General features: G+C 63.2%; 26 protein-coding genes. 22 read left to right on the top strand and 4 right to left on the bottom strand.

The features are described from left to right. Window positions 1-1,237: 1,237 nt before the first annotated feature. On the top strand, window positions 1,238-2,410 hold the full coding sequence (locus tag GJ668_RS21215) for a sensor domain-containing diguanylate cyclase (RefSeq protein ID WP_425482479.1): 1,173 nt from the start codon (window positions 1,238-1,240) through the stop codon (window positions 2,408-2,410). Between the two features lie 27 nt (window positions 2,411-2,437). Here GJ668_RS21215 and GJ668_RS07245 read toward each other — a convergent pair whose 3' ends face one another. Beyond that, the gene (locus tag GJ668_RS07245; RefSeq protein ID WP_155449482.1) at window positions 2,438-3,040 is read right to left on the bottom strand and encodes a YceI family protein; all 603 of its coding nucleotides are present in this window, start codon (window positions 3,038-3,040) and stop codon (window positions 2,438-2,440) included. A gap of 208 nt (window positions 3,041-3,248) precedes the next feature. On the opposite strand from GJ668_RS07245, the gene GJ668_RS07240 reads away from it, so the two are divergent. Further along, window positions 3,249-3,821: a nucleoside deaminase gene (locus tag GJ668_RS07240; RefSeq protein ID WP_155449481.1), complete on the top strand. Its 573-nt coding sequence runs from the start codon at window positions 3,249-3,251 to the stop codon at window positions 3,819-3,821. 23 nt (window positions 3,822-3,844) lie between these two features. On the opposite strand, the gene GJ668_RS07235 is transcribed toward GJ668_RS07240, so the two are convergent. Then, window positions 3,845-4,252, bottom strand: a complete 408-nt coding sequence (locus GJ668_RS07235) for a hypothetical protein (protein ID WP_155449480.1) — start codon at window positions 4,250-4,252, stop codon at window positions 3,845-3,847. 267 nt (window positions 4,253-4,519) lie between these two features. On the opposite strand from GJ668_RS07235, the gene GJ668_RS07230 reads away from it, so the two are divergent. From GJ668_RS07230 to kdsB, 9 genes are all read left to right on the top strand, one after another. Continuing rightward, entirely contained in the window at window positions 4,520-5,203 is a 684-nt protein-coding gene (locus tag GJ668_RS07230; protein WP_246194675.1) for an ankyrin repeat domain-containing protein, read from the top strand. A gap of 18 nt (window positions 5,204-5,221) precedes the next feature. Next, complete coding sequence (locus GJ668_RS07225; protein WP_155449479.1) at window positions 5,222-5,515, top strand: hypothetical protein; 294 nt, start codon at window positions 5,222-5,224, stop codon at window positions 5,513-5,515. After that, window positions 5,516-6,304 (top strand): UDP-2,3-diacylglucosamine diphosphatase, encoded by a 789-nt coding sequence (locus GJ668_RS07220; protein WP_155449478.1) that lies wholly within the window; start codon window positions 5,516-5,518, stop codon window positions 6,302-6,304. Between the two features lie 73 nt (window positions 6,305-6,377). After that, window positions 6,378-6,929: a DUF2760 domain-containing protein gene (locus GJ668_RS07215; protein ID WP_155449477.1), complete on the top strand. Its 552-nt coding sequence runs from the start codon at window positions 6,378-6,380 to the stop codon at window positions 6,927-6,929. Beyond that, window positions 6,926-8,770: an Hsp70 family protein gene (locus GJ668_RS07210; RefSeq protein WP_186342945.1), complete on the top strand. Its 1,845-nt coding sequence runs from the start codon at window positions 6,926-6,928 to the stop codon at window positions 8,768-8,770. The genes GJ668_RS07215 and GJ668_RS07210 overlap by 4 nt, the downstream gene beginning before the upstream one ends. Window positions 8,771-8,896: 126 nt before the next feature. Next, entirely contained in the window at window positions 8,897-10,855 is a 1,959-nt protein-coding gene (gene glgA, locus GJ668_RS07205; RefSeq protein WP_155449476.1) for a glycogen synthase, read from the top strand. After that, entirely contained in the window at window positions 10,855-12,123 is a 1,269-nt protein-coding gene (locus tag GJ668_RS07200) for an alpha-amylase family glycosyl hydrolase (protein ID WP_155449475.1), read from the top strand. The genes glgA and GJ668_RS07200 overlap by 1 nt, the downstream gene beginning before the upstream one ends. Before the next feature lie 22 nt (window positions 12,124-12,145). Then, complete coding sequence (gene lpxK / locus GJ668_RS07195) at window positions 12,146-13,147, top strand: tetraacyldisaccharide 4'-kinase (RefSeq protein WP_155449552.1); 1,002 nt, start codon at window positions 12,146-12,148, stop codon at window positions 13,145-13,147. Next, window positions 13,148-13,915 carry a 3-deoxy-manno-octulosonate cytidylyltransferase gene (kdsB, locus tag GJ668_RS07190; RefSeq protein WP_155449474.1) on the top strand — a complete coding sequence of 256 codons (768 nt, stop codon included), beginning with the start codon at window positions 13,148-13,150 and terminating at the stop codon, window positions 13,913-13,915. A 277-nt stretch (window positions 13,916-14,192) separates the two neighbouring features. Here the strand turns inward: kdsB and GJ668_RS07185 are convergent, their stop codons facing one another. Next, the gene (locus GJ668_RS07185) at window positions 14,193-15,083 is read right to left on the bottom strand and encodes an alpha/beta fold hydrolase (RefSeq protein WP_155449473.1); all 891 of its coding nucleotides are present in this window, start codon (window positions 15,081-15,083) and stop codon (window positions 14,193-14,195) included. A gap of 135 nt (window positions 15,084-15,218) precedes the next feature. Next, window positions 15,219-15,707 (bottom strand): YMGG-like glycine zipper-containing protein, encoded by a 489-nt coding sequence (locus GJ668_RS07180; protein ID WP_186342944.1) that lies wholly within the window; start codon window positions 15,705-15,707, stop codon window positions 15,219-15,221. Window positions 15,708-15,858: 151 nt separating this feature from the next. On the opposite strand from GJ668_RS07180, the gene glyA reads away from it, so the two are divergent. The 11 genes from glyA (at window position 15,859) to GJ668_RS07125 (ending at window position 25,962) form a co-directional block, all read left to right on the top strand. After that, complete coding sequence (gene glyA, locus GJ668_RS07175) at window positions 15,859-17,115, top strand: serine hydroxymethyltransferase (RefSeq protein WP_155449471.1); 1,257 nt, start codon at window positions 15,859-15,861, stop codon at window positions 17,113-17,115. Between the two features lie 128 nt (window positions 17,116-17,243). Continuing rightward, window positions 17,244-17,753, top strand: coding sequence for a transcriptional regulator NrdR (nrdR, locus tag GJ668_RS07170; protein WP_155449470.1), 510 nt, complete (start codon window positions 17,244-17,246; stop codon window positions 17,751-17,753). 50 nt (window positions 17,754-17,803) lie between these two features. Then, a complete protein-coding gene (ribD, locus tag GJ668_RS07165; protein WP_155449551.1) occupies window positions 17,804-18,898 on the top strand; it encodes a bifunctional diaminohydroxyphosphoribosylaminopyrimidine deaminase/5-amino-6-(5-phosphoribosylamino)uracil reductase RibD in 1,095 nt (364 codons plus the stop codon). Window positions 18,899-18,918: 20 nt separating this feature from the next. Next, window positions 18,919-19,389: a response regulator gene (locus GJ668_RS07160; protein ID WP_425482478.1), complete on the top strand. Its 471-nt coding sequence runs from the start codon at window positions 18,919-18,921 to the stop codon at window positions 19,387-19,389. A gap of 36 nt (window positions 19,390-19,425) precedes the next feature. Continuing rightward, a complete protein-coding gene (locus tag GJ668_RS07155) occupies window positions 19,426-20,085 on the top strand; it encodes a riboflavin synthase (RefSeq protein ID WP_155449469.1) in 660 nt (219 codons plus the stop codon). Between the two features lie 49 nt (window positions 20,086-20,134). Further along, window positions 20,135-21,262 carry a bifunctional 3,4-dihydroxy-2-butanone-4-phosphate synthase/GTP cyclohydrolase II gene (ribBA, locus tag GJ668_RS07150; protein WP_155449468.1) on the top strand — a complete coding sequence of 376 codons (1,128 nt, stop codon included), beginning with the start codon at window positions 20,135-20,137 and terminating at the stop codon, window positions 21,260-21,262. A 55-nt stretch (window positions 21,263-21,317) separates the two neighbouring features. Next, window positions 21,318-21,788, top strand: a complete 471-nt coding sequence (gene ribH, locus GJ668_RS07145) for a 6,7-dimethyl-8-ribityllumazine synthase (RefSeq protein WP_155449467.1) — start codon at window positions 21,318-21,320, stop codon at window positions 21,786-21,788. A 1-nt stretch (window position 21,789) separates the two neighbouring features. Continuing rightward, complete coding sequence (gene nusB, locus GJ668_RS07140; protein ID WP_155449466.1) at window positions 21,790-22,308, top strand: transcription antitermination factor NusB; 519 nt, start codon at window positions 21,790-21,792, stop codon at window positions 22,306-22,308. Between the two features lie 10 nt (window positions 22,309-22,318). Next, window positions 22,319-23,290, top strand: a complete 972-nt coding sequence (thiL, locus tag GJ668_RS07135) for a thiamine-phosphate kinase (protein ID WP_186342943.1) — start codon at window positions 22,319-22,321, stop codon at window positions 23,288-23,290. A gap of 10 nt (window positions 23,291-23,300) precedes the next feature. After that, window positions 23,301-23,822 carry a phosphatidylglycerophosphatase A family protein gene (locus GJ668_RS07130; RefSeq protein WP_155449465.1) on the top strand — a complete coding sequence of 174 codons (522 nt, stop codon included), beginning with the start codon at window positions 23,301-23,303 and terminating at the stop codon, window positions 23,820-23,822. A 100-nt stretch (window positions 23,823-23,922) separates the two neighbouring features. Continuing rightward, the gene (locus GJ668_RS07125) at window positions 23,923-25,962 is read left to right on the top strand and encodes an EAL domain-containing response regulator (protein ID WP_155449464.1); all 2,040 of its coding nucleotides are present in this window, start codon (window positions 23,923-23,925) and stop codon (window positions 25,960-25,962) included. Window positions 25,963-26,227 lie beyond the last annotated feature (265 nt).

The following is a 26,227-nucleotide window of genomic DNA, read 5'->3' as shown; positions in this document are numbered from 1 at the left end:
GCCGGACCGAACCGTTCGGCGTATCGACTCCATCACATTCGTCACGCCGGTGCAGTGGGTATACTGACAAGCCACAGCCATAGGTGACCCGCCTCTACCTGGATTGCCACATGGCTGGCCTGTGGTCGGCGATTGGCGTCTTCATCGCGATGCTGTTTGCGCTCGGCTCACCCGCTTGCGGATCAACGAACGGACGATGCCCCGGCGAATCCTCAACACTCTTGCATGCATCGTGCTGTTCTGGCTCGGTCTCGCCGCTGGCCCCGTGTCGGCGATCGATCTGGACTCCGGCTGGGAGTACCGCTGGGGCGATTCACCCTTCACGGCGGCGGGCGTCCCGGTCTGGACGCTCGAAACACCCGAGCAGAGCGCCGACGCGTGGCACGCTATCGGCTTTCCCTCCAACCCACCCGGACGCGATGGACGCGAGAACGTCTGGTTTCGAACGGTCCTGCCGGACGGACACTGGCGCGATCCGGTGCTCTATATCTTCAGCGTCGATCTCATCGTCGAGGTCTATGTCGATGGACACAAGATCTACGATTACGGTCAGTTCGACGCGCACGGCAAGGGCCATTTCGAGGGCTGGCCCTGGCACATGATCGCCTTGCCCGAGGACAGTGCCGGCAAACCGATCTATTTCCGGATCTTCTCCAATTACATGGACATCGGCCTCTGGGGCGAGGTCAAGCTGATGGAGCGCCTGGAGCTGCTGCGCTACATCCTGGGCAACTCGATCGAGCGCCTGATCACCAGCGGTTTCAGTCTCCTGATCGCGCTGCTGGCGCTGGTGTTCGCCCTGCTGCGCTACGAGCCGCGCCGCTTCGGCGCCATCGCACTGTTCGCGCTAGCCTCCGGCGGCATGGTGCTCAGCGGGAGTCAGATCAACCTGCTGCTGATCGACCGGGCGCTCGTCTGGGACTATCTGGGCGCCGGCGGCTACTTCCTGATCCCGGTTGCCATGGCCCTGCTGCTGGAAGACTGGTTGCGTCCGGCCTGTTCGCGTTTGTTCAAACTGATCTGGCGCTTCCATCTGCTCTATCTGGTTGGCGCCATCGGGTTGTCAGCCGCGGGTGTCGTCTCGCTGGCCAGCACCTATCCGGTGTTCGACGCCCTCTTCGCCCTGACTCTGGCGCTGCTCTGGACGCCGGTGTTGCGTTTCTGGCGACGAGCCAACAGCGACCAGCGTGCCATCCTGAGCGCCTATGCCATCTTCAGCCTGCTTTTGCTGCTCGACATGGCGGTGGCGCACAGTCTGCTGCCCTGGTATCAGATTCCAGTCGCCTGGGGGACACTGGTCTTCTCGATGGCCATCGTCACCATCAGTCTGCGTCACTACAGCCGGACGCAGGATGCGCTCAAGGCCATGAACCGGGTGCTGGAAGAGCGCGTGTGCCAACGCACCGCCGAGCTGGAGGCGCTGGCCACGCGCGAGACCGAGCGCGCGCGTTTTCTCACGCTGGAAAACCGCAAGCGCATCGAGATCGAGGATCTGATCTCGGCCTTGCAGGATCGGCGTTCACTGCGCGAGAGCGGCCCGATCCTGGGCGAGGCGCTGCCCAGGTTGTGCCGGCCACTGGGCGGTGCCTTCTATCAATTCAGCACGACCGAGGGTGTCTACCAGCTCAAAGCACATTGGGGCGATCCGCCGCCGGCTGTTCCATCCGAACGGATCGTGTCCAGTCAGGCGCTCGATAGACGCGAGGCCCCGTCCGAGCTGGGTCAGTGGTGTTTCGAGATCGGCTATCAGGATCCTCGTCAGGGTGAACACATCCTGGGATGCCTGTGGCTGCACTGTCCGGATGACACGCCAGCCGATCACCGCCTGACTTGGCGGCGGCTGATCGAGCGCGGTGTCGAACGGATCAATTTGACGCTGTCGACGATCAGTCTCCACGAAACCCTGAGCCAGTTGTCCTACGAAGACGGACTCACCGGACTCAAGAACCGCCGTTTTCTCGACGACGCACTGGCGCGGGAAATCGATCTCGCACAGCGCCATAATCGACCGCTGTCGGTTCTGATCTGCGACATCGACCATTTCAAGCACTTCAACGACACCTACGGACACGAGGCCGGCGATACCGTGATCAAGACCGTTGCCGAGCATCTGACCGAGGTCTTTCGGCATACCGATATCATCTGCCGCTATGGCGGGGAGGAGTTCGTGATCGTGCTACCAGGCGCGCCGGCTGAGGACGGACACCAGCGCGCGGAGACACTGCGCACGCGCGTGGCGGCACTCGACCTCCAGCATGAAGGGACGACACTCGGTTCGATCACGCTCTCGACCGGCATCGCCAGTTGGCCGGAGATGATCGCCGATCCGAGCGAACTGCTGACCCGCGCCGACCAGGCACTCTATCGCGCCAAGCAGGCGGGGCGTAATCGGGTCGAGCGCGCGCTCTGAAGTCCAGCCGCGCGCGGCGGGGAGGGGTCAGTCGTTCGCGGCCGGGGTCTGGGTGAAGGTGACGACGAACACCACGGGCACGGCCTCGCTGATGCTCGGCAATCCAGCAATTTCACGCAGTTTTTCGACGCTGTCGCTCAAGCCGAACTTGGAGGCATCGATCAGCAGCGGCTCGGTGCTCGCCACCATCAGGGTGTTGGCGTCGAGCCGACCGACCATCATCGACAGGGTCAGCGGCTGGATTTCGCCATGCAGGCTGAGATGACCCTCGGCGGCGACACGGGTCATCTGGCCGATGGCCAGGGTTTCCAGGATCTTCGGGTCGATCTTGGCCTTGAGTTCGGCGTCCTTATAATCGGCGGTGTCGAACAGGATCTCGCGCATCCGTTCGTTGCGAATCGGCACCAGGGTTTCGACACTGTCGAGCATCAGGGTCACGGACGCCTGACCGGTGTCGTCGATGCTACCGCGCATCTCCTGGAAATGATTGTTCTCGGCGATATCTTTGGACTTGATGGTGACATAGGTCACCGCCGAGTGTTCGGGATCAAGCGTCCAGCCGGCCAGGACCGGCGAGGCACTCAGAGCGAGCGCCCCAGTCAGAGCAATGGAGAGAATCGAATCGCGCATCACAGCCTCCAGATTCAAACGCCTAGGTTGAAAACACGCGACCAGCCGTCGGGCGGATTCATGAAACTCTTAACCGAACCAAGCCCGATGCCCGACCGCGCGAACGGATACGCCCTTAACATGGAACTGAAATGCTCGGATACAAGACGCGCTGGAGGACGCCTGGTCCTCGGCTGGTGCTGACACAGTCATCGATGGAGGTCGAAAAATGGAACAGCAAAACGCGATTCGGATCGAGCTTCCGGCGTGGATCGACGATGTACTCGCCGCGCACGAGACCAGCGGTCTCGACGACACTGGACGCATGGCGATGGTCCTGGATCTGGCGCGCGCCAACATCCGCGCCGGCACTGGCGGCGGTCCCTTCTCGGCGGCCATCTTCGAGCGCCGGAGCGGTCGACTGGTCGCCGCCGGCGTGAATCAGGTGATCGCCTCGTGCTGCTCGATCGCGCACGCCGAGATGGTCGCCATCGGTGTTGCCCAGCAGCGGCGCGGACACTTCGATCTGCGTCAGGCCGTTCCAGGGGGCTGTGTGCTTTTCAGCAGTGCTGAGCCGTGCGCCATGTGCATGGGCGCCATTCCCTGGGCCGGAATCGACCGCGTGGTCATCGGCGCGCGCGATAGTGACGTGCGTGCAATCGGCTTCGACGAAGGGCACAAGCCGGCTGACTGGATCGCCGGTTATGTCCAGCGCGGCATCGAGGTGACGAGGGATCTGTTGCGCGCCGAGTCGGCGCAGATTTTGCGAGACTATGCCCAGGCGGGCGGGGCGATCTACTGAGTCGCGGGCTGCGATGCGACGGCCTATCGCGACGGCTCACGACTCGGATCGAGTTCCGGCTCATCGGGAAGGAGGATCATCCGCTCCACATCGGCGAGCCGGATCTCGCGTCCGTCGAGTGTCCGAAACCGCCGCCCCTCGACTGAACCGCGTCTGGACTCATAGGACGTGATCCGGCCAGTATTGGCATTGATGACCTGGACCTGTACCACCTCCTGATCCTCCAGCCAGCGCTGGGCAAGATAGAGCGCGCTGCCCACCGCCATGATGGCGATCAGCAGCGAAGCGGCAAGACGCATCGTCTGCCAGGACACATCCGGCGATTCCCGCCGCTCCAAGCCAGGCCCGGCACGATTGGCCCGCCAACGCGCCCGCAGTACGCCATAGGCGCCGAGTAAAACGGCTAGTGTGAGCAGTAGCTTTCCGATCATGTGCCAACTCTAGCCGGACGGCTGGTGATCGCACAACCGCAGAATGGCTGACCGTCTGCGATGGATGATCGACACGCGCTTTTGGAGCCGCTACAGTCGTGTCATACGCGCGTCGCTGGCCTGGACTCGGATTTCACGGTCTATCGGATGCAGAATCGCGCTGGATTCCGCACTCTGTTCTTTGAGCGTTGATACGCGCACGCATCCCCAGGTGGTTTTCACGCTAGACGCGGTTTAAGATCCCAGGCATCGATTGGATCAGCCGCGTTGTTCGCCGTCATGTTCCGTCCCATGCTCGTGTCGCTCTGTCTGTCGGTGTTCCTGCTCGTCGCCTGTAGCGAGCCGGCGCGACCGACTGTGAATCTCCATCGGGCCGTTGGTATCGGCGACCTGGATCAGGTCAAGCGTCACGTCTATTGGGACACGGACCTCGATCAGCCGAATGCACAGGGCGATTATCCGCTGCATGTGGCCGCACGCCAGGGTAGCGTCAATGTCACACGCGCCTTGCTGGAGGCCGGGGCCGATCCATCCGTGCGCGATGCGGCGGGCGCGACTCCCTTGCAGGTGGCCCTGCTGACGGGCAAGACGCAGGTGGCCAAAGACATCATCGCGCATGGCGTGCCGCTGGAGCCAAACGCCTTGCTCCTGGAGCTGGCGGATGCCGGGATCTCGGATCGCGACAGCTTCGAGTTGCTACTGCGCCAGGGGGCCGGGCTGAACCGGATCGGCCCCGACGGCGACACCGCGCTCACGCTGGCGATCAAGCGCGGACATCTGGAGACGGTTGCACGGCTGATTCTGCTGGGTGTCGATGTCAATCAACCCGACGCGCAAGGCCGGCAGCCGCTGGATGTCGCCCTGGAGCACGCCGGCGGACGACGCGACGACCGCACCCAAATCGTCGAGCGGCTGCAACGCCTCGGAGCGCTTTCAGCCAACACACACTGAACATACGAGTAATGCCGCATGGCCGAAAAGATCGAAGACCTGACCGTCACCTATGTCGAGGACGGAATCGAAACCGTCAAGGAACTCGACAAGGTCGTCCTGTCGAAGGGGAGCTGGACCACCATTATCTTCCACTATCGCGACTGGGATCGCGCCAAGGAGACCTATAGCCCGGACCGCTATACCATCCGGCGCTATCAGAAGCGCAACGGCGAGTATCGTCAGCAATCCAAGTTCAACATTTCGAGCCGCGCCCAGGCTCAGAGCCTGATCACGGCGCTGCAAGGCTGGCTGGATCTGCCGGAGGACTGATTGGCGGATCGTCTCAGCGTCCAGGTCGCACCCTCGGCTTTACAAGCCACGCCAACGGGTGACGATGGTGAGTCGTTATTCATCTCCGATTTGCATCTCGCGCCCGACCAACCGGCGACGCTGGACTGTTTTCTGCGATTTCTTGCCGGACGGGCGCGCGCGGCACGGCGGCTCTATATCCTGGGCGATCTCTTCGATGCCTGGATCGGTGATGATGACGAGACAGCCATGCATCGGGCGGTGCGAGCAGCACTGCGCGAGCTGACCGCCTCGGGCACCGAGTGCGCCCTGCTGCACGGCAACCGCGACTTTCTCATCGGGCGCGCCTTTCTGCGCGAGACGGGCTGCCGACTCCTGCCCGATCCGTGCCGGATCCTGATCGACGGCGAGCCGACCCTGTTGATGCACGGCGACCGGCTCTGTACCGACGATCTGGCCTATCAGCGTTTCCGGCGCCGGGTGCGCAATCCGCTGGTCAAGCGGCTCTTTCTGTGGAAATCGCTTGCCAGCCGTCGCGCCATCGCCGCCGACTACCGCCGCCGCAGCGCCGAGGCCAATTCAGCCAAGACCGCGACCATCATGGATGTCAACCAACAGACCGTCGTCGACACACTCCGGCGTCATGGCGCAACACGGCTCATCCATGGCCATACCCATCGCCCGGCCGATCATGTGCATGCGCTCGATGGGCGAGCGGTCCAGCGTCTGGTGCTGGCCGAATGGCGCGCCGGCATGGGCGAAGCGTTGAGCCATGCGTCTCTGGGCTGGCGGCGTCTGCCCATCGCGTGATGGTGCGCATCCTGATCGAATTCTGTGAATTCTGCTCATCTCTATCTGTTCTATCTGTATCGAGGAACCTTCCATGTCTTCATCGGCGCCGTCTTTTATTCGACGGGTCTCCATCGCCTTTGGCAGTCTGCGTCGTGCGCTGAAAGATCCTGAGTTCGCGCGTTCGGTCGCGGCGCTCGCCAGCGCGACCCCGGTCCACCCAGCGGCGCATCCAGCCGTGCCCGCCACCGTGCCACTTGGTGAAGCCGCCCCGGATTCGGCCCTGCTGCTGCTCGGATTGCTGCAAAAGGAAGGACGCCTGGTCGATTTCCTGCAAGAGGAGATCCAGGGCTATTCGGACGAGGAGATCGGACGCGGGGCGCGCGTAGTGCATCAGGGCTGCCGTAAGGTGCTCCGCGACTATCTGAGCCTCGCGCCGGTGCGCGACGAGCCAGAGGGCAGCCGTGTGACCCTGGCGCCTGGATTCGATGCCGCGGCCATTCGCCCCACCGGCCATGTCGTCGGCGATCCGCCCTTCAGCGGGACGCTCGCCCATCGCGGCTGGCGCGTGACCGACACCCGCCTGCCCAAGCTCACCAGCGGCCATGATCCGCGCATCATCGCGGCGGCGGAGGTGGAGCTGTGAGTGCTTCGCGTTACGCCATCGGCATCGATCTGGGCACCACCCATTGTGCCCTGTCCTGGGTCGATTCAGAGCGCAGCGAGGGCGAGCGCATCGTCCAGGACATGCTGCCGATCCCGCAGATCGTCTCGCCCGGCGCGGTCGAGTCGCGCCCGCTGTTGCCGTCCTTTCTCTATCTGCCGCACGCCGATGAGTTCCGACCCAGCGATTTGGGCCTGCCCTGGCAGTCCGATCCGACCCGGATCGTCGGCGAGCTGGCGCGCAATCAGGGCGTGATGACCCCGATCCGACTGGTCTCCAGTGCCAAGAGCTGGCTCTGTCATCCCGACATCGACCGTCAGGCGCCGATCCTGCCGCCTGGCGTGCCGGATGAAATTCCACAGATCTCGCCCTTCGATGCGGCCATTCATTATCTGGCTCATCTGCGCAACGCTTGGAACGGCGCGCATCCCTATGAGCCGCTCGACCGGCTCGAAGTCACGGTCACAGTGCCGGCCTCCTTCGATCCGGCCGCGCGCGAGCTGACCGCCGAGGCGGCCAAGGCGATCGGCATCAAGCATCTGGTGCTGCTGGAAGAGCCGCAGGCGGCGCTCTATAGCTGGGTCAACGACAGCCAGGGTGAATGGCGCCAGCAGGTCCAGGTCGGTGACATCATCCTGGTGGTCGACGTCGGCGGCGGCACCACGGATCTCTCGCTGATCGCCGTGACTGAGCACGAGGGCGCGCTCGAACTCAACCGGGTTGCGGTCGGTGAGCATATTTTGCTTGGCGGCGACAACATGGATCTGGCGCTCGCCTATGGTCTGCGTCACAAGCTCGCCACCAGCGGGGTCGAGCTTGATCGCTGGCAGTTGCAGGCACTGACCCATGCCTGTCGTCAGGCCAAGGAGGTGCTGCTGGCCGATGCCGAGCTGGAGCGCGTGCCGGTCGTGGTGCCGAGTCGAGGCTCGCGGCTGATCGGCGGCAGCATCCGCACCGAGCTGACCCGTGACGAAGTGCGTGCCAGTCTGATTGAGGGCTTCTTCCCGGCGGTCGAGTCGAGCAGCCGTCCGGCGACCCGTTCGCGCGGCGCCCTGACCAAGGTCGGTCTGCCCTATGCCCAGGATCCAGCCATCACCCGCCATCTGGCCGCCTTCCTCGGGCGCCAGGCCGGCGCAACTCAGGATCTGGCCGGCTTCGTCGCTCAACCGGCACACGCTAGCTTCCTGCGCCCGACAGCGGTGCTCTTCAACGGCGGCGTCTTCAAGGCCGGGCTGTTGCAGGAGCGGGTGATGGAGGTGCTCAACGGTTGGCTCGCCGCTGAGGAGGCACCGCCCGCGCGCCGGCTGGAGGCGCGTGATCTGGATCTGGCAGTCGCCCGGGGCGCGGCCTTCTATGCCCATGCGCGCCGCCATGGCGGAGTGCGCATCCGGGGCGGCACCTCGCACACCTATTATGTCGGGGTCGAGAGCGCCATGCCGGCCATCCCCGGCCTGGAGCCTGAGATCCAGGCGCTGTGTCTGGTGCCCTTTGGTCTGGAGGAAGGCTCCGAGCCGGTTGCCCCGCCGCAGGAGTTCGGCTTGGTCGTCGGCGAGCCGGTGCGCTTCCGTTTCTTCGGCTCCAGCGTGCGCCGTGAGGATCAGGTCGGCGAGTTGCTCGAAGACTGGCACGCGGACGAACTCGCCGAACTCGACGAGATCCAGACCACGCTCAACGCCGAGGACCGTAAAAAGGGCGAGGTGGTCGCAGTCCAGCTCCAGGCCTCGGTGACCGAGGTCGGCACGCTGGAGTTGACCGCCATCCCGGTTGATGGCGGCGACGAGCGCTGGAACGTCGCCTTCAATACGCGCGGCCAGCGAGCCTGAGGCGCGGATCGGCCCAGCGTCCCGCGATCCCACAATCTCGCGATCCTGGACGGCCCTTCGTGGCAAAATGGGCCGATCCAGATTCGTGTCAATCCATGACCCGACCAAGCCGTAGGAATCGAGCGCATGGCCAAGAAGACCACTGGCACCCAAGAGTCGAATACTTCGAGCACCGCCAAGACCAAGACGCCGGGCAAGAAGACACCCAAGAATATGCAGGCGCCTGAACCCGCCACGACTGACGCAGTCTCCCGCGCCGTTCAGCCGCAACCCGGCGCCACCTACACGCCGGTCATCAAAAAGACTACCGCTCGCAAGATATCCACGGTGTCCGACCCCAAGAAAGCAGCGCCTGAGCCGGATCCTGAACCGACTCAACCGCCCGTTGTCGATGACGCCGTCACGCCGCCAGTCGATTCGACGCCCACGTCCGAACACACCATTAAGCCCGAACCACGGCCCTTTTCGGAGTTCGGGCATGCGCCCACGCTCGATTCGACCTCCGGGGTCGGGTCGACCGCTGAGCCTGAAGCGCCCGCTGAACACGAGCAACCCTGGCACGCCCCCGAGCCGCAGTGGGAGCCGGCCGCGCCACCTGTCTGGCGTCCGAGTCTCTACATCGTCCACATCACGCCTGAGCTGGCGACCGTGGCCAAGGTCGGCGGACTGGCGGACGTGGTCTTCGGTTTGACCCGCGAGCTGGCCATTCGCGGCAACCATGTCGAGATCATCCTGCCCAAGTACGCCTCGATGCGCTACGACCAGATCTTCGAGCTGCACGAGGTCTACAAGGATCTGTGGGTGCCCTGGTACGAAGGGGCCATTCACTGCACGGTCTTCTTCGGCTTCGTGCACGGGCGCAAGTGCTTCTTCATCGAACCGCACTCGCCGGACAACTTTTTCGGGCGTCACAGCATCTACGGCTTCCGCGACGATGTGATGCGCTACGCCTTCTTCTCGCGCGCGGCGATCGAGTTTCTCTGGAAAGCCGGCAAGCATCCCGACATCATCCACTGTCACGACTGGCAGACCGCGCTGGTGCCTGTGCATCTGTTTGAACAGTATCAGGCGCTCGGCATGACCCATCCGCGCATCTGCACCACCATTCACAACTTCGCCCATCAGGGCGTCACCGGCCCCGAGCTGCTGAGCGCCACGGGTCTGCACCGGCCCGAGCATTTCTTCTCGCACACCCGGCTCGGCGACCCTCGCTATCCCAACGCACTCAATCTGCTCAAGGGCAGCATCGTCTATTCCAACTTCATCACCACCGTCTCACCGCGCTATGCCTTCGAGACCAAAGACCAGGGGCAGGGCTTCGGTCTGGAGCCGGTGTTGCACACCCATCACATCAAGTACGGCGGCGTGGTCAACGGCATCGACTACGACATCTGGAACCCCGAGGTCGACCAGCACATCCCGGTCCAGTACGGCATCGATAGTCTGGATCGCAAGTACGACAACAAGCGTGCACTGCGTCAGCGTCTGATGCTGGCCGACAACGAGAAGGCCATCGTTGCCTTCATCGGTCGGCTCGATCCGCAGAAGGGTCTGGATCTGGTACGTCACGCCATCTTCAACACCCTAGAGCGCGGCGCCCAGTTCGTGCTGCTGGGGTCAAGCCCCGATGATCGGATCAACGCTGATTTCTGGGGGCTCAAGCGCATGCTCAACGACAGCCCGGACTGCCATCTGGAGATCGGGTTCGACGAGGATCTGTCGCATCTGATCTATGCCGGAGCCGACATGATGCTGGTGCCCAGCCGCTTCGAACCCTGTGGCCTGACTCAGCTCATCGCACTGCGTTACGGCACCATCCCGGTGGTGCGTGCCGTCGGCGGGCTGGCCGATACCGTGTTCGACAAGGACCACTCCAACCGCGCACTGCACGAGCGCAACGGCTATGTCTTCAACGACTACGACAATGCCGGACTGGAATCGGCGCTCGGGCGCGCCATCGACTGCTACAACGCCTTCCCCGAGCACTTCCGCGAGCTGATGAAGAACGCCATGCGCTGCGATTACTCATGGAACCAGCCCGGTCAGGACTATCTCAATATCTACGATTACATCCGCGACGCTTAATGAAAATTTATAATATATTTCCGCGGCTTGCAGGCCGTTTCGGGGACTGGGGACCGCATCTGGAGCGGGCGGCGGCCATGGGCTTCGACTGGGTGTTCATGAACCCGATCCAGACGACCGGGCGCTCGGGCAGTCTCTACTCGGTTGCCGACTATTTCGCCATCAATCCGGATTTCGTCGACCGGCGCTCCAAGCTCGACGCCGATGCCCAGGTGCGCGCCATGATCGCCGAGGCCGAGCGGCTGGGGCTGTCGGTGATGATCGATCTGGTCATCAACCACTGTGCCGTCGATGCGCCGCTGGTCAAGGAACATCCCGAGTGGTTCGTACGCGAGGGCGGACGGATCGCCAATCCATTCTGTCTTGAAACCGATGGCACCAAGGTCGTCTGGTATGACCTGGCGCAATTCGATCACGAGCATTCATCTGATCGCAAAGGATTGGAGAACTTCCTGCATCGCGTCATCGCCCATCTGGCCGATCTCGGCGTCAAGGGCTTTCGCTGCGATGCCGCCTATCAGCTCCCGACCGACCTCTGGAAACGCCTGATCACCCGCGCGCGCAAGGCCCATCCAGAGACGGTCTTTGTCGCGGAGACGCTCGGCTGTTCTCCCGAGCAGACGCGCGCCACGGCGGGCGCCGGTTTCGACGCGATCTTCAACAGCTCCAAGTGGTGGGATTTCGAGGGTGACTGGTTGCTGGAGCAGTACGACCTGACCCGGCAGATGGTGCCCTCGATCAGCTTCCCCGAGAGCCACGACACCGAGCGGCTGTTTCTGGAGTCGGGCCAGAATCCCAATGCCATGCGTCAGCGCTATCTGTTTGCCGCGCTGTTCTCGACCGGGGTCATGATCCCGATCGGCTTCGAATACGGTTTCACCAGCCGGCTCGACGTGGTCAACACCCAGCCGGATCAATGGGAAGGGATCAATGTCGATCTCACCCACGAGATCGCCCAGATCAACCAGATCAAAGACGACTATCCGGTGTTCCAGAGCGAGGGGCCGATCAAGCGTCTCGACTGTTCGAATCCAGCGATCCTGCTGCTGCACAAGTCGCATCCCAAGGGGCAGGGTGAGGCGCTGCTCGCGCTCAACAAGGATCCCTGGAATCGCCAGTATCTAAGGATCGAGAACCTCTATCAGCACATCCGCGCGCCCGGACAGTTGCGCGACGTTTCGCTGGAATGGGCGATGGAGTTTTTGCCCACGCCCTTCGAGTTCGATCTGGCGCCGGGGATGGGGCGCGTGTTGGTCACGGAGGTCTGAGGGCAACGCCTTCATGGCGAGAATGCGGCTGAATCCAACAGACATCTGGTATGGCCACGACAGCCGCCATCCGCTCACGTGGCTCTTGCGGCCGCTGTCCTGGCTCTACGGTGCCATCGTTCGTGTCCGGCGCCTGGCCTATCTGAAGGGCTGGCGAGCCAGTGAGCGACTGCCAGTGCCGGTGGTGCTGGTCGGCAATCTCACGGTCGGCGGAACCGGCAAGACACCTTTAGTCTTGCATCTGGTCGCGTTGTTGCGCACCCAGGGCTGGAATCCGGCGATCATCACCCGCGGCTATGGCGGACGCGCCGAACACTGGCCGCAACAGGTCAGGCCTGAGTCCGATCCCGACCGGGTCGGTGATGAGCCGGTGCTGCTGGCTCGTCGCTCGGGGTGCGTCGTGGTTGCCGGGCCGGATCGGATCGCCGCCGGACGCCTGGCGATCGAACTGAGCGGCTGTGACATCCTGGTCAGCGACGATGGTCTCCAGCACTATCGGCTGGCGCGCGATCTCGAAATCGTCCTGATCGACGGGGTGCGTGGTTTCGGCAACGGGTTTTGTCTGCCGGCCGGTCCATTGCGTGAACCGCCGGCACGCCTGAACAGCGTGGATCTGGTGCTCTATAAGGGCGGCACGGGGCAGGGGCTGGGGCAGCGGATGCAGTTGCGTCCGGGCGCGCTGGTCAATTTACGCAATCCGACCCAACAACGCCCGCTGGCGGATCTGAGCGGCCAACCGGTGCGCGCGGTCGCCGGCATCGGTGATCCAGAACCGTTTTTCAGACAACTGGAGTCAGTGGGACTGGTGGTCGAACGCTGGCCCTATCCCGATCATTATCGCTATCGTCCAGAGGACGGCGAATGCTGGCGCGGTCTACCGGTCATCATGACCGAGAAGGACGCCGTCAAGTGCACGGCCTTCGCTGAGGCCGATCACTGGTGGCTGCCGGTCGAGGCAGTTCTGGACCCGGATTTTGAGTCGCGTCTTCGCAGAATGCTCGATCAACTCAGAGTGAGTCGCTGAATGGACAAAGAGTTCAAAGTCGTCATCCCGGCCCGTTACGGCTCGACCCGACTGCCGGGCAAGCCGCTGCTCGACATCGGCGGTAAACCCATGATCCAGCGCGTCGTCGAACGCGCCCAGGCCAGCGGCGCCAGCGAGGTGGTGGTTGCGACCGACGATCAGCGCATCCTTGATGTCTGCGCCAGACTCGGCATCGACGCCGAGCTGACGGCGGCCAGCCATCACAGCGGCTCGGACCGGGTCGCCGAGGTCATCGAGCGGCGCGGCTGGAACGATGACAGCATCATCGTCAATCTCCAGGGCGACGAACCCTGTATGCCGCCCGCGCTCATCGATCAGGTCGCCGCCAATCTCGCCGCGCGCAAGGAGGTCGGCCTGGCCACGCTCGCCCATCCGATCGACGACAGCGCCATGCTCTTCGATCCGCATGTGGTCAAGGTCGTCATCAGCTCAGCGGGCTTCGCGCTCTACTTTTCGCGCGCGCCCATCCCCTGGCATCGCGACGAATTCCGCGGCAGCAAGGCCCGTCTGCCCAAATCAGTCGATTTTTTGCGTCACATCGGACTCTATGCCTACCGCGCGGCCTTTCTTGCCCGTTTTGTCAGGCTGGCGCCTGCGCCGCTGGAGATTGCCGAATCGCTCGAACAACTGCGCGCGCTCTGGCACGGTGCGCCCATCCATGTCGGATTAGCCGCCGAGGCACCCGGTCCGGGCGTGGATACACCAGACGATCTGCAGCGGGTCGTCCAGTATCTGAGTATCGCCTGAGCGGTGCGGGTCGCCATTGGACCAAGCGTGTTCACGGCGACTGGTTCAAGACGTTGACGTTCAACCCGGCTTTCAGATCGGTCTGATCGACTGCCGACATAGCGGCGTACCGTCCAATAGCCGATGTATTTGTCCTCGTCCTGACCGAGATAGCGCTCCAGAAAGCGTTGGCGCAGGCGGTTGCCCGGACGCAGATCGACCGGGAGGACACGCACTCCATTCAGCTCGACTACCTTGCCGGGAACCTGGGGCGATGTCCTGATCAGACGACTGATCACTAAACAATTCGTGCTAGGAAATCTTCGATGGCGGCGATGAACGCCTCGGGTCGCTCCTCCTGGGGCAGATGACCGGCGTCGGCGATGACCCTGAACTCGGCACCGGCAATGGCCTGGGCCAGACGCTCGCTTTCCTCTGGCTTGACCGCCCGGTCGTGCTCGCCGGTCACAACCAGCGTCGGCACGTCCAGCGCGTCGAGACGGGCATCCAGGTTCAGCCGCCGGGTGGCGAGAAAGAGTTCCATGAACGCCTTATCCCAGGGACCAAGCATGAAATCACGCTTGAACTCAGCGAGGCTCGCCTCGCTCAAACGCTCCTGAACATACCAAAACTTGCGGATCGCCTTCGCGTAGAGCCGGTCGATCATGACGCCCATGAGTCCTGTGAAGGCCGGTTTCAGAGTGCGCATCATCGCCAGCACCGGACCTGGAACTTCACTGGTGGCATAGCCGCTGTAGACCATGGCATCGACCAGGATCAAGCCCTGAACACGCTCGGGATGGCTCAACGCCGTCATGAGCGCGATCGTGCCGCCGGTCGAGCTGCCGATCAGGATGGCGCGCTCGAAGCCCAGTGCCACGATCAGGGCGGCGATCAGTTCACCCTGTGCCGCAGCGCTGTAGAGCGAGGCGCCTGACTCCTTGCCGCTAGGCAGTGGACGCGACGTCAATCCGCACACCGGCCGGTCGAAGGCCACCACCGTCGCCTGTTCGGCCAGCGGCGCCATGACACCCGACCAGGACTTGAGACTCAGAAAACTGCCATGCAGCAACAGAATCAGGGTCTGGCCCGATCCCCGGCGCTTGTAGTGGAGCCGGAAGCCGTTGACCTCGATGAACTGGCTGTCGGGATCGGCGAGCTGGGTTTGATAAGACTCGAAGGTATCCATGGCGCGAGGAGCGTCTCCTGGGGTTGGCGCGGCGATCCAGGATCGCCATCTTCGATGAAGGCTGGAGGCGCGTGACGCCCAACGCTGGTGGCTGGACATTACGCGCCATTCAGGCGATGCGTGTTTATCCGCGTGCTAGCGATAGTTGCGATAGCGCTCGATACAGTTGTTGTAATAGATGTCGTAGACCTGCTGAGTATTTTGCAGCGTGCCCTGACTGAGCGCCGCGCCTGTGGCCGCACCCGCGAGCGCGCCAGCACCGGCCATGTCATTGGTCCGAGGGCGACCGGGGCCGCCCGGACCACCCGGTCCTCTTGGCCCGCGCGGTGGTCCGTAACGACCGGGCGACTGGATCTGATTGCCGATCACGGCGCCGGCGATGGTGCCAATGGCCGTGAAGGCGACCTCTTTGTTGACATTGTCCTGCTTGACCTTTTCAGCGGCCTGATAGGCTTGTTGGCGGCACAGGCTGTCGGACTCCATCGAGACGCCGCTCGGACCGCCGATCTGAGCGGGATAGGTCGGCATCATCGGCGTGGGTTGCATGCCCGAGCATCCGGTGAGGAGGCCGAACCCCAGTACGGCGAAAAGCCGGTTACGCGCATATCCAATCGTGTTTGCCATGCGAGACTCCCTGAAGATGTTTTGAAACGCCATTCAGCTTAAAGACGATTCTGAGGAACATTAACGGGTCGCTGGTTTACAAAGCAAATCGCGACGTCATCGTCAAAACTCGATACACTACACTGCTTTTCGGCGCCCGAGGCGAAAGACCATGTTCGAGAAGACACAACAGATCAGCGACTACGACCCGGAACTCTGGGCCGCCATCCAGGATGAGGAGCGTCGACAGGAAGAACATGTCGAACTCATCGCCTCGGAGAACTATACCAGCCCGCGCGTGATGCAGGCGCAGGGCAGCGTGCTGACCAACAAATATGCCGAGGGCTATCCAGGCAAGCGCTACTACGGCGGCTGTGAGCACGTCGATGTCGCCGAGCAACTGGCCATCGACCGCGCCAAGCAACTGTTCGGCGCTGATTATGCCAATGTTCAGCCGCATTCGGGTTCACAGGCCAACGCCGCCGTCTACATGGCCCTGTGTGCGCCGGGCGACACCGTGCTCGGCATGAGTCTGGCGCACGGCGGACACCTGACCCACGGCGCCAAGCCGAACTTTTCGGGCAAGATCTATAACGCGGTTCAGTACGGACTCGACCCTGAGACCGGCGAGATCGATTACGCTGAGGTCGAGCGTCTGGCCCATGAGCACAAGCCGCGGATGATCGTCGCCGGTTTTTCGGCCTATTCGCGCGTCGTCGACTGGCAGCGTTTCCGCGACATCGCCGACAGCGTCGGGGCCTATCTGATGGTTGACATGGCGCATGTGGCTGGTCTGATCGCGGCTGGACTCTATCCAAGTCCGGTTCAAATTGCCGATGTCACCACCACGACCACACACAAGACGCTGCGCGGCCCGCGCGGTGGCCTGATCCTGGCCAAATCCAACCCCGAGCTTGAAAAGAAGTTCAACTCGCTGGTCTTTCCTGGCACCCAGGGCGGTCCGCTGATGCATGTGATCGCGGCCAAGGCCGTGGCCTTCAAGGAAGCCTTGGAACCGAGCTTCAAGACCTATCAGGCCCAGGTGATCGCCAACGCCCGCGCCATGGCCGAGGTCTTCATTGCCCGTGGCTACGATGTCGTCTCCGGTGGCACCGACGATCATCTGTTTCTGGTCAGCTTCATCCATCAGGGTCTGACCGGTAAGGATGTCGATGCCTGGCTGGGCGCGGCCAACATCACGGTCAATAAAAATGCCGTCCCCAACGATCCGCAATCGCCCTTTGTCACCAGCGGCATTCGCATCGGCACCCCGGCCATCACCACCCGTGGCTTCGGCACCGAAGAAGCGCGTGAGCTGGCCGGCTGGATGTGCGATCTGATTGACGCGCGTGGCGAACAGTCGGTCATCGAATCCGTCAAGACCAAGGTGCTGGATCTGTGTCGGCGTTTCCCGGTCTACAGCCACTGACCTCAAGCCATTGTTCCATCGCTACTGCGATCTCGCTGGATGCGTGTATGACATCAAGTTCGTTGCAAGCGCCATCGTGTGCCGTTGACCCAGCCGGACGCTGGACGTCGACGGCTGGATGCTGACCCATGCGCTGTCCTTTCTGCGGTGCGCAGGACACCAAGGTCGTCGATTCACGGCTCGCCGGCGAGGGCGATCAGGTGCGCCGGCGGCGCAAGTGTGAGCTCTGCGGCGAGCGCTTCACGACCTATGAGACCGTCGAGCTGAATCTGCCGCGCATTGTCAAGCGCGATGGCAGCCGTGTGCCCTTCGATGCACACAAGCTGCGCGCCGGCATGATGCGCGCGCTCGAAAAGCGCTCTGTGAGCACTGAGCACGTCGATAAAGCGGTTGCGCGTATTCAGCGCAGTCTCATGTCGAGCGGTGAAAGCGAGATCCCGGCGCTGCGGGTCGGCGAGCTGGTCATGGACGAGTTACGCCAGCTCGATCAGGTCGCCTATGTGCGCTTTGCCTCGGTCTATCGGCACTTCGAGGACGTCGCCGCCTTTCGCGAGGAGATCGAACGACTGGAGCGCCACCCGCCCGAGGCCCGTCGTCAGCAGCTCGACCTGCTCGAAGATCTGGAGCCGGATGACTGATGTCGATACCGCCCTCAGTCGCTGCCGGTGATGGACACGATCACGTCCACATGGCTCGCGCCATCCAGTTGGCCGCGCTTGGACGCTATACCACGGACCCCAACCCGCGTGTCGGCTGTGTCCTGGTGCGCGACGGCCAGGTCGTCGGCGAGGGCTGGCATCGTCGCGCCGGCGAACCGCACGCCGAGCCGCTAGCGCTGGCGGCGGCAGGCGAACGCGCGCGCGGAGCGACCGTCTATGTGACTCTGGAGCCATGCGCGCATCAGGGCCGCACGCCGCCCTGTGCCGAAGCGCTGATCGCCGCTGGTGTGGCGCGCGTCCTCTGTGCCATGGTCGACCCCAATCCGCGCGTTGCCGGTCGCGGCATTGAGCGACTGCGTCAAGCCGGGATCGCGGTCGAGGTCGGTTGTCTGGAGTCCGAGGCGCGGACGCTCAATCCAGGCTTTATCAAGCGCCATGAACAGGGACGGCCCTATGTACGCTGCAAGCTGGCCGCCAGCCTCGATGGTCGTACCGCGCTGGCGACAGGCGAGAGCCAGTGGATCACCGCTGAAGCGGCGCGACACGACGTCCAGCGTTGGCGCGCGGCCAGCTCGGCGATCGTCACGGGGCTGGGCACGGTGCTCGGCGACGATCCGAGCCTGAATGTGCGTCTGACCGCCGCCGAACTGCCGGGCCTGGACCCGGACGACCCGGTGCGCCAACCCTGGCGGATCGTGGTCGACAGTTATTGGCGCACGCCACCCCAGGCGCGCCTGCTCAGTCTTCCGGGGCGCACGCTGATCGCCGGAATCGGCCCTAAAAATGCCGCTGCGGCTGCGCTCGAAGCGGCTGGCGCTGAGTTGATTCAGCTGCCTGAGCGCGCCGGTCGGGTGGATCTGGTGGCATTCATGGCGGAACTGGCGCGGCGCGAGGTCAATGAGGTGCTCCTTGAGGCCGGTTCAACGCTGTCTGGCGCGGTGGTGCACGCCGGTCTGGTCGACGAGATTCTGCTCTATCAGGCACCCTGTCTCATGGGGCAGGCGGCCAAAGGGTTGTTCGATCTGCCCGGCATCGACACCATGGCCGATCGTGTAGCACTGGAGATCCTGGATGTGCGGCGCATTGGCCGTGACCTGCGGATCCGGGCGCGTCCTGATTTATAGCTTCGACCCGTTGTTGCGCTGTGGCCAAAAACCTCAAATCGCCCAATCAAGCCGCGAATGCGCTCCAGCGTCATTTTCGCCAGCGCGCCTCGACGCGCGTGCTGATCGTCGACGATATGTTTGCGATGCGCAAGCTGATTGCCGCCGTGGTGCGGGAGATGGGGATCGAGCAGATCGCCGAGGCGAACAGTGGTCAAAATGCACTGGATCACTTAGCGCGATTCCCCATCGATCTGTTGATCTGCGATTGGAACATGCCCGGCATGACCGGACTGGAAGTGCTGATGGCGGTGCGTGCCGATCCGAGGCTCCAGACTCTGCCGGTGCTCATGGTCACGGCCGAGCAGAGTGCGCAGCAGGTCAGCGATGCGATTCAGGCCGGCGTCACGAGCTATGTCGCCAAGCCCTTTCTGCCGCCGACGCTCAAACTGCATATCCATAAATGCCTGATGCGGGGCGAGTCTGCGTCGAACTCCCCATCGAAGTCCTAACGCCGGGCACGGCGGGGTCGAATACCGAGAGTCTTTATGTTCACAGGCATCATCCAATCAGTCGGTCTGATTCAGCGTCTGGAGCCGCGCAGCGGCGATGCGCGTCTAATGATCGAGACCGGCAAACTGCCGCTCGACGGCGTCGTCCTCGGCGACAGCATTGCAGTCAATGGCGTCTGTCTCACGGCCGTTGCGCTGACCGAGCACGGCTTTGCGGCTGACGTCTCACGCGAGACCCTGACCCTGACCACGCTCGGCGATCTCAAGCCCGGCTCGCGGGTCAATCTCGAAAAGGCCCTGACCCTGTCGACACCGCTCGGCGGGCATCTGGTCAGCGGGCATGTCGATGGGGTCGGTACCCTGCTGGAGCGTCACGAGGACGCACGTTCCTGGCGCCTGCGGATCCAGGCCCCCGATGAGGTGGCGCGCTATATCGCCCACAAGGGTTCGATCTGCGTCGACGGAACCAGTCTGACCGTCAACCGGGTGGAGGGCGCGGTGTTCGAACTCAACATCGTGCCCCATACCATCCAGGAAACCCTCATCGGCGACTATCGTCCCGGCACGCGGGTCAACCTGGAAGTCGACCTGATCGCCCGCTATCTGGAGCGTCTGCTGCTCGGCGATCAGGCGGCCAATCCACAGGCCCCTGGCCTTACACTCCAATTTCTGGCTGAGCATGGCTTCGTCAAGTGACGCGACCGCCGGCTCAGGCACACCGATAACCGAAGATAGATCAACGCTTATGAGCAGTACCGGCCTGAACACGACCGAGGACATCATCGACGACCTGCGGGCGGGCAAGATGGTCATCATCATGGACGACGAGGACCGCGAGAACGAGGGTGACCTGCTGATGGCCGCCGATTGTGTCACGCCCGAGGCTGTGAACTTCATGGCCAAGTACGGGCGCGGTCTCATCTGTCTGACCCTGACCAAAGAGCGCTGCGAGCGTCTGCGTCTGCCGCTCATGGTCAGCGACAATCAAGCGGCCCACTCGACGGCTTTCACCGTCTCCATCGAGGCCGCGCGCGGCGTGACCACCGGCATCTCGGCCGCCGATCGCGCCACCACCATCCGTGCCGCCGCCGCACCGGAAGCCGGTCCCAAGGACGTGGTCCAGCCGGGACATATCTTTCCGCTCATGGCTCAGCCGGGCGGGGTGCTGGTGCGAGCCGGGCATACCGAGGCCGGTTGTGATCTGGCGCGGCTGGCCGGACTGACACCGGCGGCGGTGATCGTCGAGATCCTCAACGAGGACGGCACCATGGCGCGCCGTCCGGATCTGGAGGTCTTTGCCAAGACGCACGGCATCAAGATCGGCACCATCGCTGATTTGATCCACTACCGGATGCGCAATGAAACGGCCGTGATCCGCGAGTGCACCTGTGAGCTGCCGACGGTCCATGCGACCTTCAATCTGGTCGCCTATCGCGACACCATCGACGATGAGATCCATCTGGCGCTGACGCTCGGTGAGATCGATCCTGAGCGACCGACCCTGGTGCGCGTGCACTTACAAAATACGCTCTGCGATCTCTTTGGCACCACGCACAATGCCTGCGGCTGGCCCTTGCAGGATGTGATGCGCCAGGTGGCCGAGGTGGGGGCGGGCGTGATCGTGGTGCTGCGCAATCGCGACCATTCCGCTGACCTGCTGTGCCGTCTCAAAGATTTTCAGCTCCACGACAGCGACGATCCGGTGCCCGTGCGTCAGGATCGCGGTGAGCTGCGCACCTATGGTATCGGCGCCCAGATTCTGGCCGATCTCGGGGTGCGCAAGATGCGAGTCATGAGCGCGCCCAAGGCAATGCACGCCATCTCCGGGTTCGACCTGGAAGTCGTGGAATATACCGGCGGGCGATCCGTGTAGCCTGCGTGCGACCGAAGCCCCGGATTCAACAGTCATACCTGAGTAAAGAGACCTGATGAGCATCACAACGATCGAAGGCGCCCTGCGCGCCGACAATGCCCGCTTCTGTCTGGTGGTAGCGCGCTGGAACAGCTTCGTGGTCGAAAGTCTGGAGAAGGGCGCGATCGATGCGCTGCTGCGTCATGGTGCCAGTGAGTCCGATCTGACCATCGTGCGCGTCCCCGGCGCTTTTGAGATGCCGGTGGCCATCGAGCGTCTTGCCACCCAGGGTGGCTATGATGCCATCATCGCGCTTGGCGCCGTCATCCGCGGCGGCACGCCGCATTTCGACTACGTCGCCGGCGAGTGCGTCAAAGGCATGGCCCAGGTCAGCCTCAAGCATGGTCTGCCGGTCGCCTTCGGCGTGCTGACCGTCGATACCATCGAGCAGGCCATCGAGCGTGCCGGCACCAAGGCCGGCAACAAAGGGGCTGAGGCCGCCATGTCTGCGCTGGAGATGGTGAATCTGCTGAGACAGATCGACTGATATGACCAAACCTGCAACCAATCCACGCCCGATCAGTCCGCGCAGTCAGTCGCGTCGCTATGCCGCGCTCGCGCTCTATCAATGGCGTCTGACCGGCGACGATCCCATGGCGATCAAGCGCCATCTGCTCGACGATCCAAAATGGCTCGACGCCGTCGCCGCCTCGCTCAATGGCGTGAGCGACGACGATGAGCTGGCGGCTGAGGCGCGTTTCAACTTCAACGTCGAGCTGCTCGATGAGCTACTGAGTGGCGTGCCGGCGCATATCGAGGCGATCGACACCCAGCTCGACCGCTTCCTCGACCGTCCGATCAGCCAGGTCGATCCGGTGGAGCTGGCGATCTTGCGGCTCGGCGCCTACGAGATCCTGTTCTCGGACAACATCCCCGACCGGGTCGCCATCAACGAGGCTGTCGAGCTGACCAAGCTGCTCGGTGCGCACGAGGGGCACAAATACGTCAACGGCGTGCTCGACAAGATCGCCCGTCGCAAGGCCGGCGACATGGACCGCAAGCTCTGAGCCGGCCAGCGTGTCTGAGTTCGATCTGATCGGCCGCTATTTTGCCGCGCTCGGCCCCGAGCGTTCGGACGTCGTGCTTGGCGTGGGCGACGACTGCGCCCTGCTGGAAATTCCGGCTGGACAGACGCTGGCGGTGAGCATCGACACGCTCGCGTCCGGCGTGCACTTTTTCGCCGACTGTGATCCTGAGCACATCGGGCATAAATCACTGGCGGTGGGACTCAGTGATCTGGCTGCTATGGGAGCCGAGCCGGCCTGGGCGACCCTGGCCCTGACCCTGCCCGAGTCCGATGAGAACTGGATCCGCGCCTTTGCGACTGGCTTCGGACGACTGGCGAGCGCGCACGGGATGCGTCTGGTCGGCGGCGACACCACGCGCGGCCCGCTGAGCGTGGCGGTGCAGGTCCATGGTCTGGTGCCGACGGGCGCGGCGATCCGGCGTTCGGGAGCGCGTCCGGGTGAGGCGATCTTCGTCAGCGGCACACTCGGCGACGCGGGTCTGGCGCTGCGCCGGAAGCTGGCCGGTGAGCCGGTCGCACCCGAACTCTGGCACCGTCTCGAATGCCCCGAGCCACGGGTCGCGCTTGGCCGGCATCTGCGCGGAATCGCCTCGGCGATGATCGATCTCTCAGATGGCCTGGCGGGTGATCTCGGGCATATTCTCGCGGCCTCTGCTGTCGGTGCCGAACTGGAGCTGGAGCGTTTGCCGCTGACGTCCTGGGTCGCCGAGGTTGTGGCCGCGACGGATGATTGGTCGCTGCCGCTCGCCTCGGGCGACGACTATGAACTGTGCTTCTGTGTCCCGCCCGCGCACATCCCAGTCGTCGAGCGACTGAGCGAAACACTTGGCTTAACGCTGACCCAAGTCGGTTGGATTCGCTCTGACGCTGGACTCGACGTCCGTCGACCTGATGGCGGACAACTGCGGATGCCCGCGCGGGGCTATGATCATTTTCCAGCCGCCAATGACGGCGCCGACTAGGAGCTGCCAGATGCCCAAAATCACGGATTCCAACACGACTCGCACCACGGGCTTCGACCGCCGCAAGCTCCATCACTGGATCGCTTTTGGTTTCGGCTCCGGACTTGCGCCAAAGGCACCTGGAACCTTTGGGACGCTGGCGGCGATTCCGTTCTACCTTCTTATGAGTCCACTTGCCTGGCCCTATTATCTGGGGCTAGTCGTGCTGTTTACCGCCATCGGACTCTGGGCCTGCGACCTGACGGCCCGCGAGTTGGGCACCAAGGATCCCTCGGCCATCGTCTGGGACGAGTTCGTCGGTTTCTTCATTACCATGCTGGTCGTGCCATCGGCGCTGTTGACTGAATCCTATGGCTGGGCCTGGGTTCTCGCCGGCTTCCTGGCCTTCCGGCTCTTCGATATCTGGAAACCCTGGCCGATCCGGGTCATCGACGAGCAGGTCGAGGGTGGACTCGGCATCATGCTCGACGACATCCTGGCCGGAATCATGGCCGCTCTGGTGTTGCTGATCGCCATGCGCGTCCTGTCTTGACGGCACCATTTCCGACACACGACTCAAACCTTAAAACCAAGCCCCGTTTATTGATATTCTTGGCCACTATTGAGCTTTTCGTGTTCGATGAGGTGTCAAGATGTCCGATCATTCCACCGCCGGACGGGTGCTCCTGCTGTTGCAGGATCCCGAGCAGGCCGATCCCTTATGCTTAGCCTTGGCCGCGCGCGGTGTTCGACTCGAAACCTGCTCGGATCTCCAGCGCGCGCTCGCCGCTCTCCACGTCAGAACGCCTGATCTTCTGGTGCTGTCGCTGGCCTCGGACACACCCCCGGAAGCGGTCGCTGAGTCGATCGGTCGTCTGCGGGTGAATGACTCGACGCAACCCCGTCTGGTCGTACTCATCCCATGCGAAGACATCCGCCTGCGACTTGCTGCCATGCGCGCTGGCGCTGAACTCTGCCTGCTCCAGCCCGCAATGATCGATGAGCTGGCTGATCGTTTGGCCCGATTGCTCGGGGCACGGCGCCAGGAATCTGATCGTGTCCTCGTGATCGACGATCAGCCGGTCGCGGCGCTCTTTGCCTCGCGCGTACTACAGGGGGCGGGGATCACGACCGAATGCGTGAATGATCCATTGCGTGTCATGGATGCCCTGGAGCGCTTCGACCCGGACCTGGTGCTCATGGATCTGCACATGCCGGGTGCCTCCGGGATCGAGCTGACCGGCATCCTGCGTGGACACGAACGCTTCGCCGACCTGCCGGTCATCTTTCTATCCAGTGAGCTGGACCCTGATCTTCAATTGAGGGCGCTGCGGATCGGTGGCGACGATTTTCTCTCCAAGCCAGTCGCGCCTAGCCAGCTGGTGGCCTCGGTACGCGATCGGTTGCAACGGGTACGCGATCGGCAGCGCCGCCTGTATGCGCCGGACGCAATCGATCCGCTGACCCGCTTGGTCACGCGCGAACCCTTTCTCAAGCGTCTCGACTGGCTCATCGGTCAGGCGTACTCGGCCAAGTTGGCTGCCGATGGCGCCTCTGGACAAGGGGATTTGAGCGGCCAGCGGGCTATCGTCGCGCTGGAACTCAGTGGTGACGATGCGGCACTGGAAGTGTTGGCCGCTGAGGTTGCGGCGCGCCTCCATCCCGACGATCTGGCTGCCCGCATCGCCGATCGGTCGGTGGCTATCCTGGTCTGGCGCGTCAATCATGAGTCGATCATTCAATTCGCCCAGGATCTGCTCTATCGCGTCAATCAGGCACTGGCATCCACAGGTCCGGCCGTCTCGGTGGGTGGTGGCTGGTATCCGCTGACGGGTGCCTGTCAGGATGCGGTGACACTGTTGTCGCGAGCCGGCAAGACCGCACGCTTATCATTGCAGCACAATGCTGGAGCCGCGACTGAGCGCCGTCCGGAATTCGACCCCGGGGCTGAGTCAGCGCGTCGCGACCACGCCATTCTGGAGGCCATCGAGTCCGAGTGGATGCAGGTGCTCTTCGAACCCATGTTCACGCTGACCGACCTGAAGGGTGAGCGCTATGAGATGACACCACGCGCGCGAATTGGCGACGGCGAATTGCTGCCGCCCGCTGAGTTCGTCCCGCTCGCGATCCAAGCCGGCCTAGCGGCTCGACTCAACCGCTGGCTATTGCTGGCGGGCTTGGAGGTACTGGTGACACGTCTGCACCACAACCGGCCCGTACAGCTTTTTATCCATCAAGCACTGGCGGGCCTGGATGACGACGCCTGGACCGACTGGCTGCGCGATCAAATCAATGCGCGCGACCTGATCCGCCTGCGTCCCGTGATCCAGTTTGAAATCAACGAGGCGGATCAGCATCTCGAACTCGCCATACAGCGTTCACGCGAGCTGGCCAAGCTCGGTATCCGGCTGTGCTTGAACGGCCTTGACCTCAGCGAACGCAGTCGGCGAGTCCTGACTGCCTTGCCCATGACCTATGTTCGAGTCAGCCGTTCCGTCATCCATGGTCCGGATGCCCATTCGATCAGCAAGTTGATCAAGTCCGTCAAAGGATACGGAGCCAGAGTCGTGGCCACTGGAGTCGACGGGCCGGCCACCATCGCGCGGCTCTTTGGCGCGGGCGTCGATTTGATCCAAGGGCCTTATGTGCAGCCGCCAACACCTGAGATGGACTTTGAGTTCTGTAGCCAATGATGCGACAAGGGCCTGACTCGGCTTGGATCAGGTTTGATATTTCGGTGTGGAGCAAAATTTTTTCGCCCCGTGGGTTGACAGGGATTTGGAGGTAGTTAAAATGCGCGGCTTCCCAAGGAACGGGGGATGAGGAGGCCGAAGCGAACGCGGAGGCCATCCGGGGAAAGCGGACTTGAAGCGCCCCGGGGGCTGAAAAAAAGGAGTTGACAGTCGGAAGGGAGTCTGTAGAATAGTCGGTCTTGGCGAGGCGCAGGTTTCGCGAAGA

This window comes from Allochromatium palmeri (assembly GCF_009720725.1).
In the GTDB taxonomy this organism is placed as follows: domain Bacteria; phylum Pseudomonadota; class Gammaproteobacteria; order Chromatiales; family Chromatiaceae; genus Thermochromatium; species Thermochromatium palmeri.
This window is presented reverse-complemented; position numbering and strand designations above follow the sequence as displayed.

What these genes read in the sequence shown, in the direction of transcription:
- GJ668_RS07245 (WP_155449482.1), bottom strand. Translation starts at nt 3,040, where the DNA reads ATGCGCGATTCGATTCTCTCCATTGCTCTGACTGGGGCGCTCGCTCTG.
- GJ668_RS07125 (WP_155449464.1), top strand. Translation starts at nt 23,923, where the DNA reads ATGTCCGATCATTCCACCGCCGGACGGGTGCTCCTGCTGTTGCAGGAT.
- GJ668_RS07215 (WP_155449477.1), top strand. Translation starts at nt 6,378, where the DNA reads ATGTCTTCATCGGCGCCGTCTTTTATTCGACGGGTCTCCATCGCCTTT.
- nusB (WP_155449466.1), top strand. Translation starts at nt 21,790, where the DNA reads ATGACCAAACCTGCAACCAATCCACGCCCGATCAGTCCGCGCAGTCAG.
- GJ668_RS07240 (WP_155449481.1), top strand. Translation starts at nt 3,249, where the DNA reads ATGGAACAGCAAAACGCGATTCGGATCGAGCTTCCGGCGTGGATCGAC.
- ribH (WP_155449467.1), top strand. Translation starts at nt 21,318, where the DNA reads ATGAGCATCACAACGATCGAAGGCGCCCTGCGCGCCGACAATGCCCGC.
- glyA (WP_155449471.1), top strand. Translation starts at nt 15,859, where the DNA reads ATGTTCGAGAAGACACAACAGATCAGCGACTACGACCCGGAACTCTGG.
- nrdR (WP_155449470.1), top strand. Translation starts at nt 17,244, where the DNA reads ATGCGCTGTCCTTTCTGCGGTGCGCAGGACACCAAGGTCGTCGATTCA.
- GJ668_RS07185 (WP_155449473.1), bottom strand. Translation starts at nt 15,083, where the DNA reads ATGGATACCTTCGAGTCTTATCAAACCCAGCTCGCCGATCCCGACAGC.
- GJ668_RS07155 (WP_155449469.1), top strand. Translation starts at nt 19,426, where the DNA reads ATGTTCACAGGCATCATCCAATCAGTCGGTCTGATTCAGCGTCTGGAG.
- GJ668_RS07180 (WP_186342944.1), bottom strand. Translation starts at nt 15,707, where the DNA reads ATGGCAAACACGATTGGATATGCGCGTAACCGGCTTTTCGCCGTACTG.
- GJ668_RS07130 (WP_155449465.1), top strand. Translation starts at nt 23,301, where the DNA reads ATGCCCAAAATCACGGATTCCAACACGACTCGCACCACGGGCTTCGAC.
- GJ668_RS07200 (WP_155449475.1), top strand. Translation starts at nt 10,855, where the DNA reads ATGAAAATTTATAATATATTTCCGCGGCTTGCAGGCCGTTTCGGGGAC.
- kdsB (WP_155449474.1), top strand. Translation starts at nt 13,148, where the DNA reads ATGGACAAAGAGTTCAAAGTCGTCATCCCGGCCCGTTACGGCTCGACC.
- GJ668_RS21215 (WP_425482479.1), top strand. Translation starts at nt 1,238, where the DNA reads ATGGCGGTGGCGCACAGTCTGCTGCCCTGGTATCAGATTCCAGTCGCC.
- GJ668_RS07235 (WP_155449480.1), bottom strand. Translation starts at nt 4,252, where the DNA reads ATGATCGGAAAGCTACTGCTCACACTAGCCGTTTTACTCGGCGCCTAT.
- glgA (WP_155449476.1), top strand. Translation starts at nt 8,897, where the DNA reads ATGGCCAAGAAGACCACTGGCACCCAAGAGTCGAATACTTCGAGCACC.
- ribD (WP_155449551.1), top strand. Translation starts at nt 17,804, where the DNA reads ATGGCTCGCGCCATCCAGTTGGCCGCGCTTGGACGCTATACCACGGAC.
- ribBA (WP_155449468.1), top strand. Translation starts at nt 20,135, where the DNA reads ATGAGCAGTACCGGCCTGAACACGACCGAGGACATCATCGACGACCTG.
- lpxK (WP_155449552.1), top strand. Translation starts at nt 12,146, where the DNA reads ATGCGGCTGAATCCAACAGACATCTGGTATGGCCACGACAGCCGCCAT.
- GJ668_RS07225 (WP_155449479.1), top strand. Translation starts at nt 5,222, where the DNA reads ATGGCCGAAAAGATCGAAGACCTGACCGTCACCTATGTCGAGGACGGA.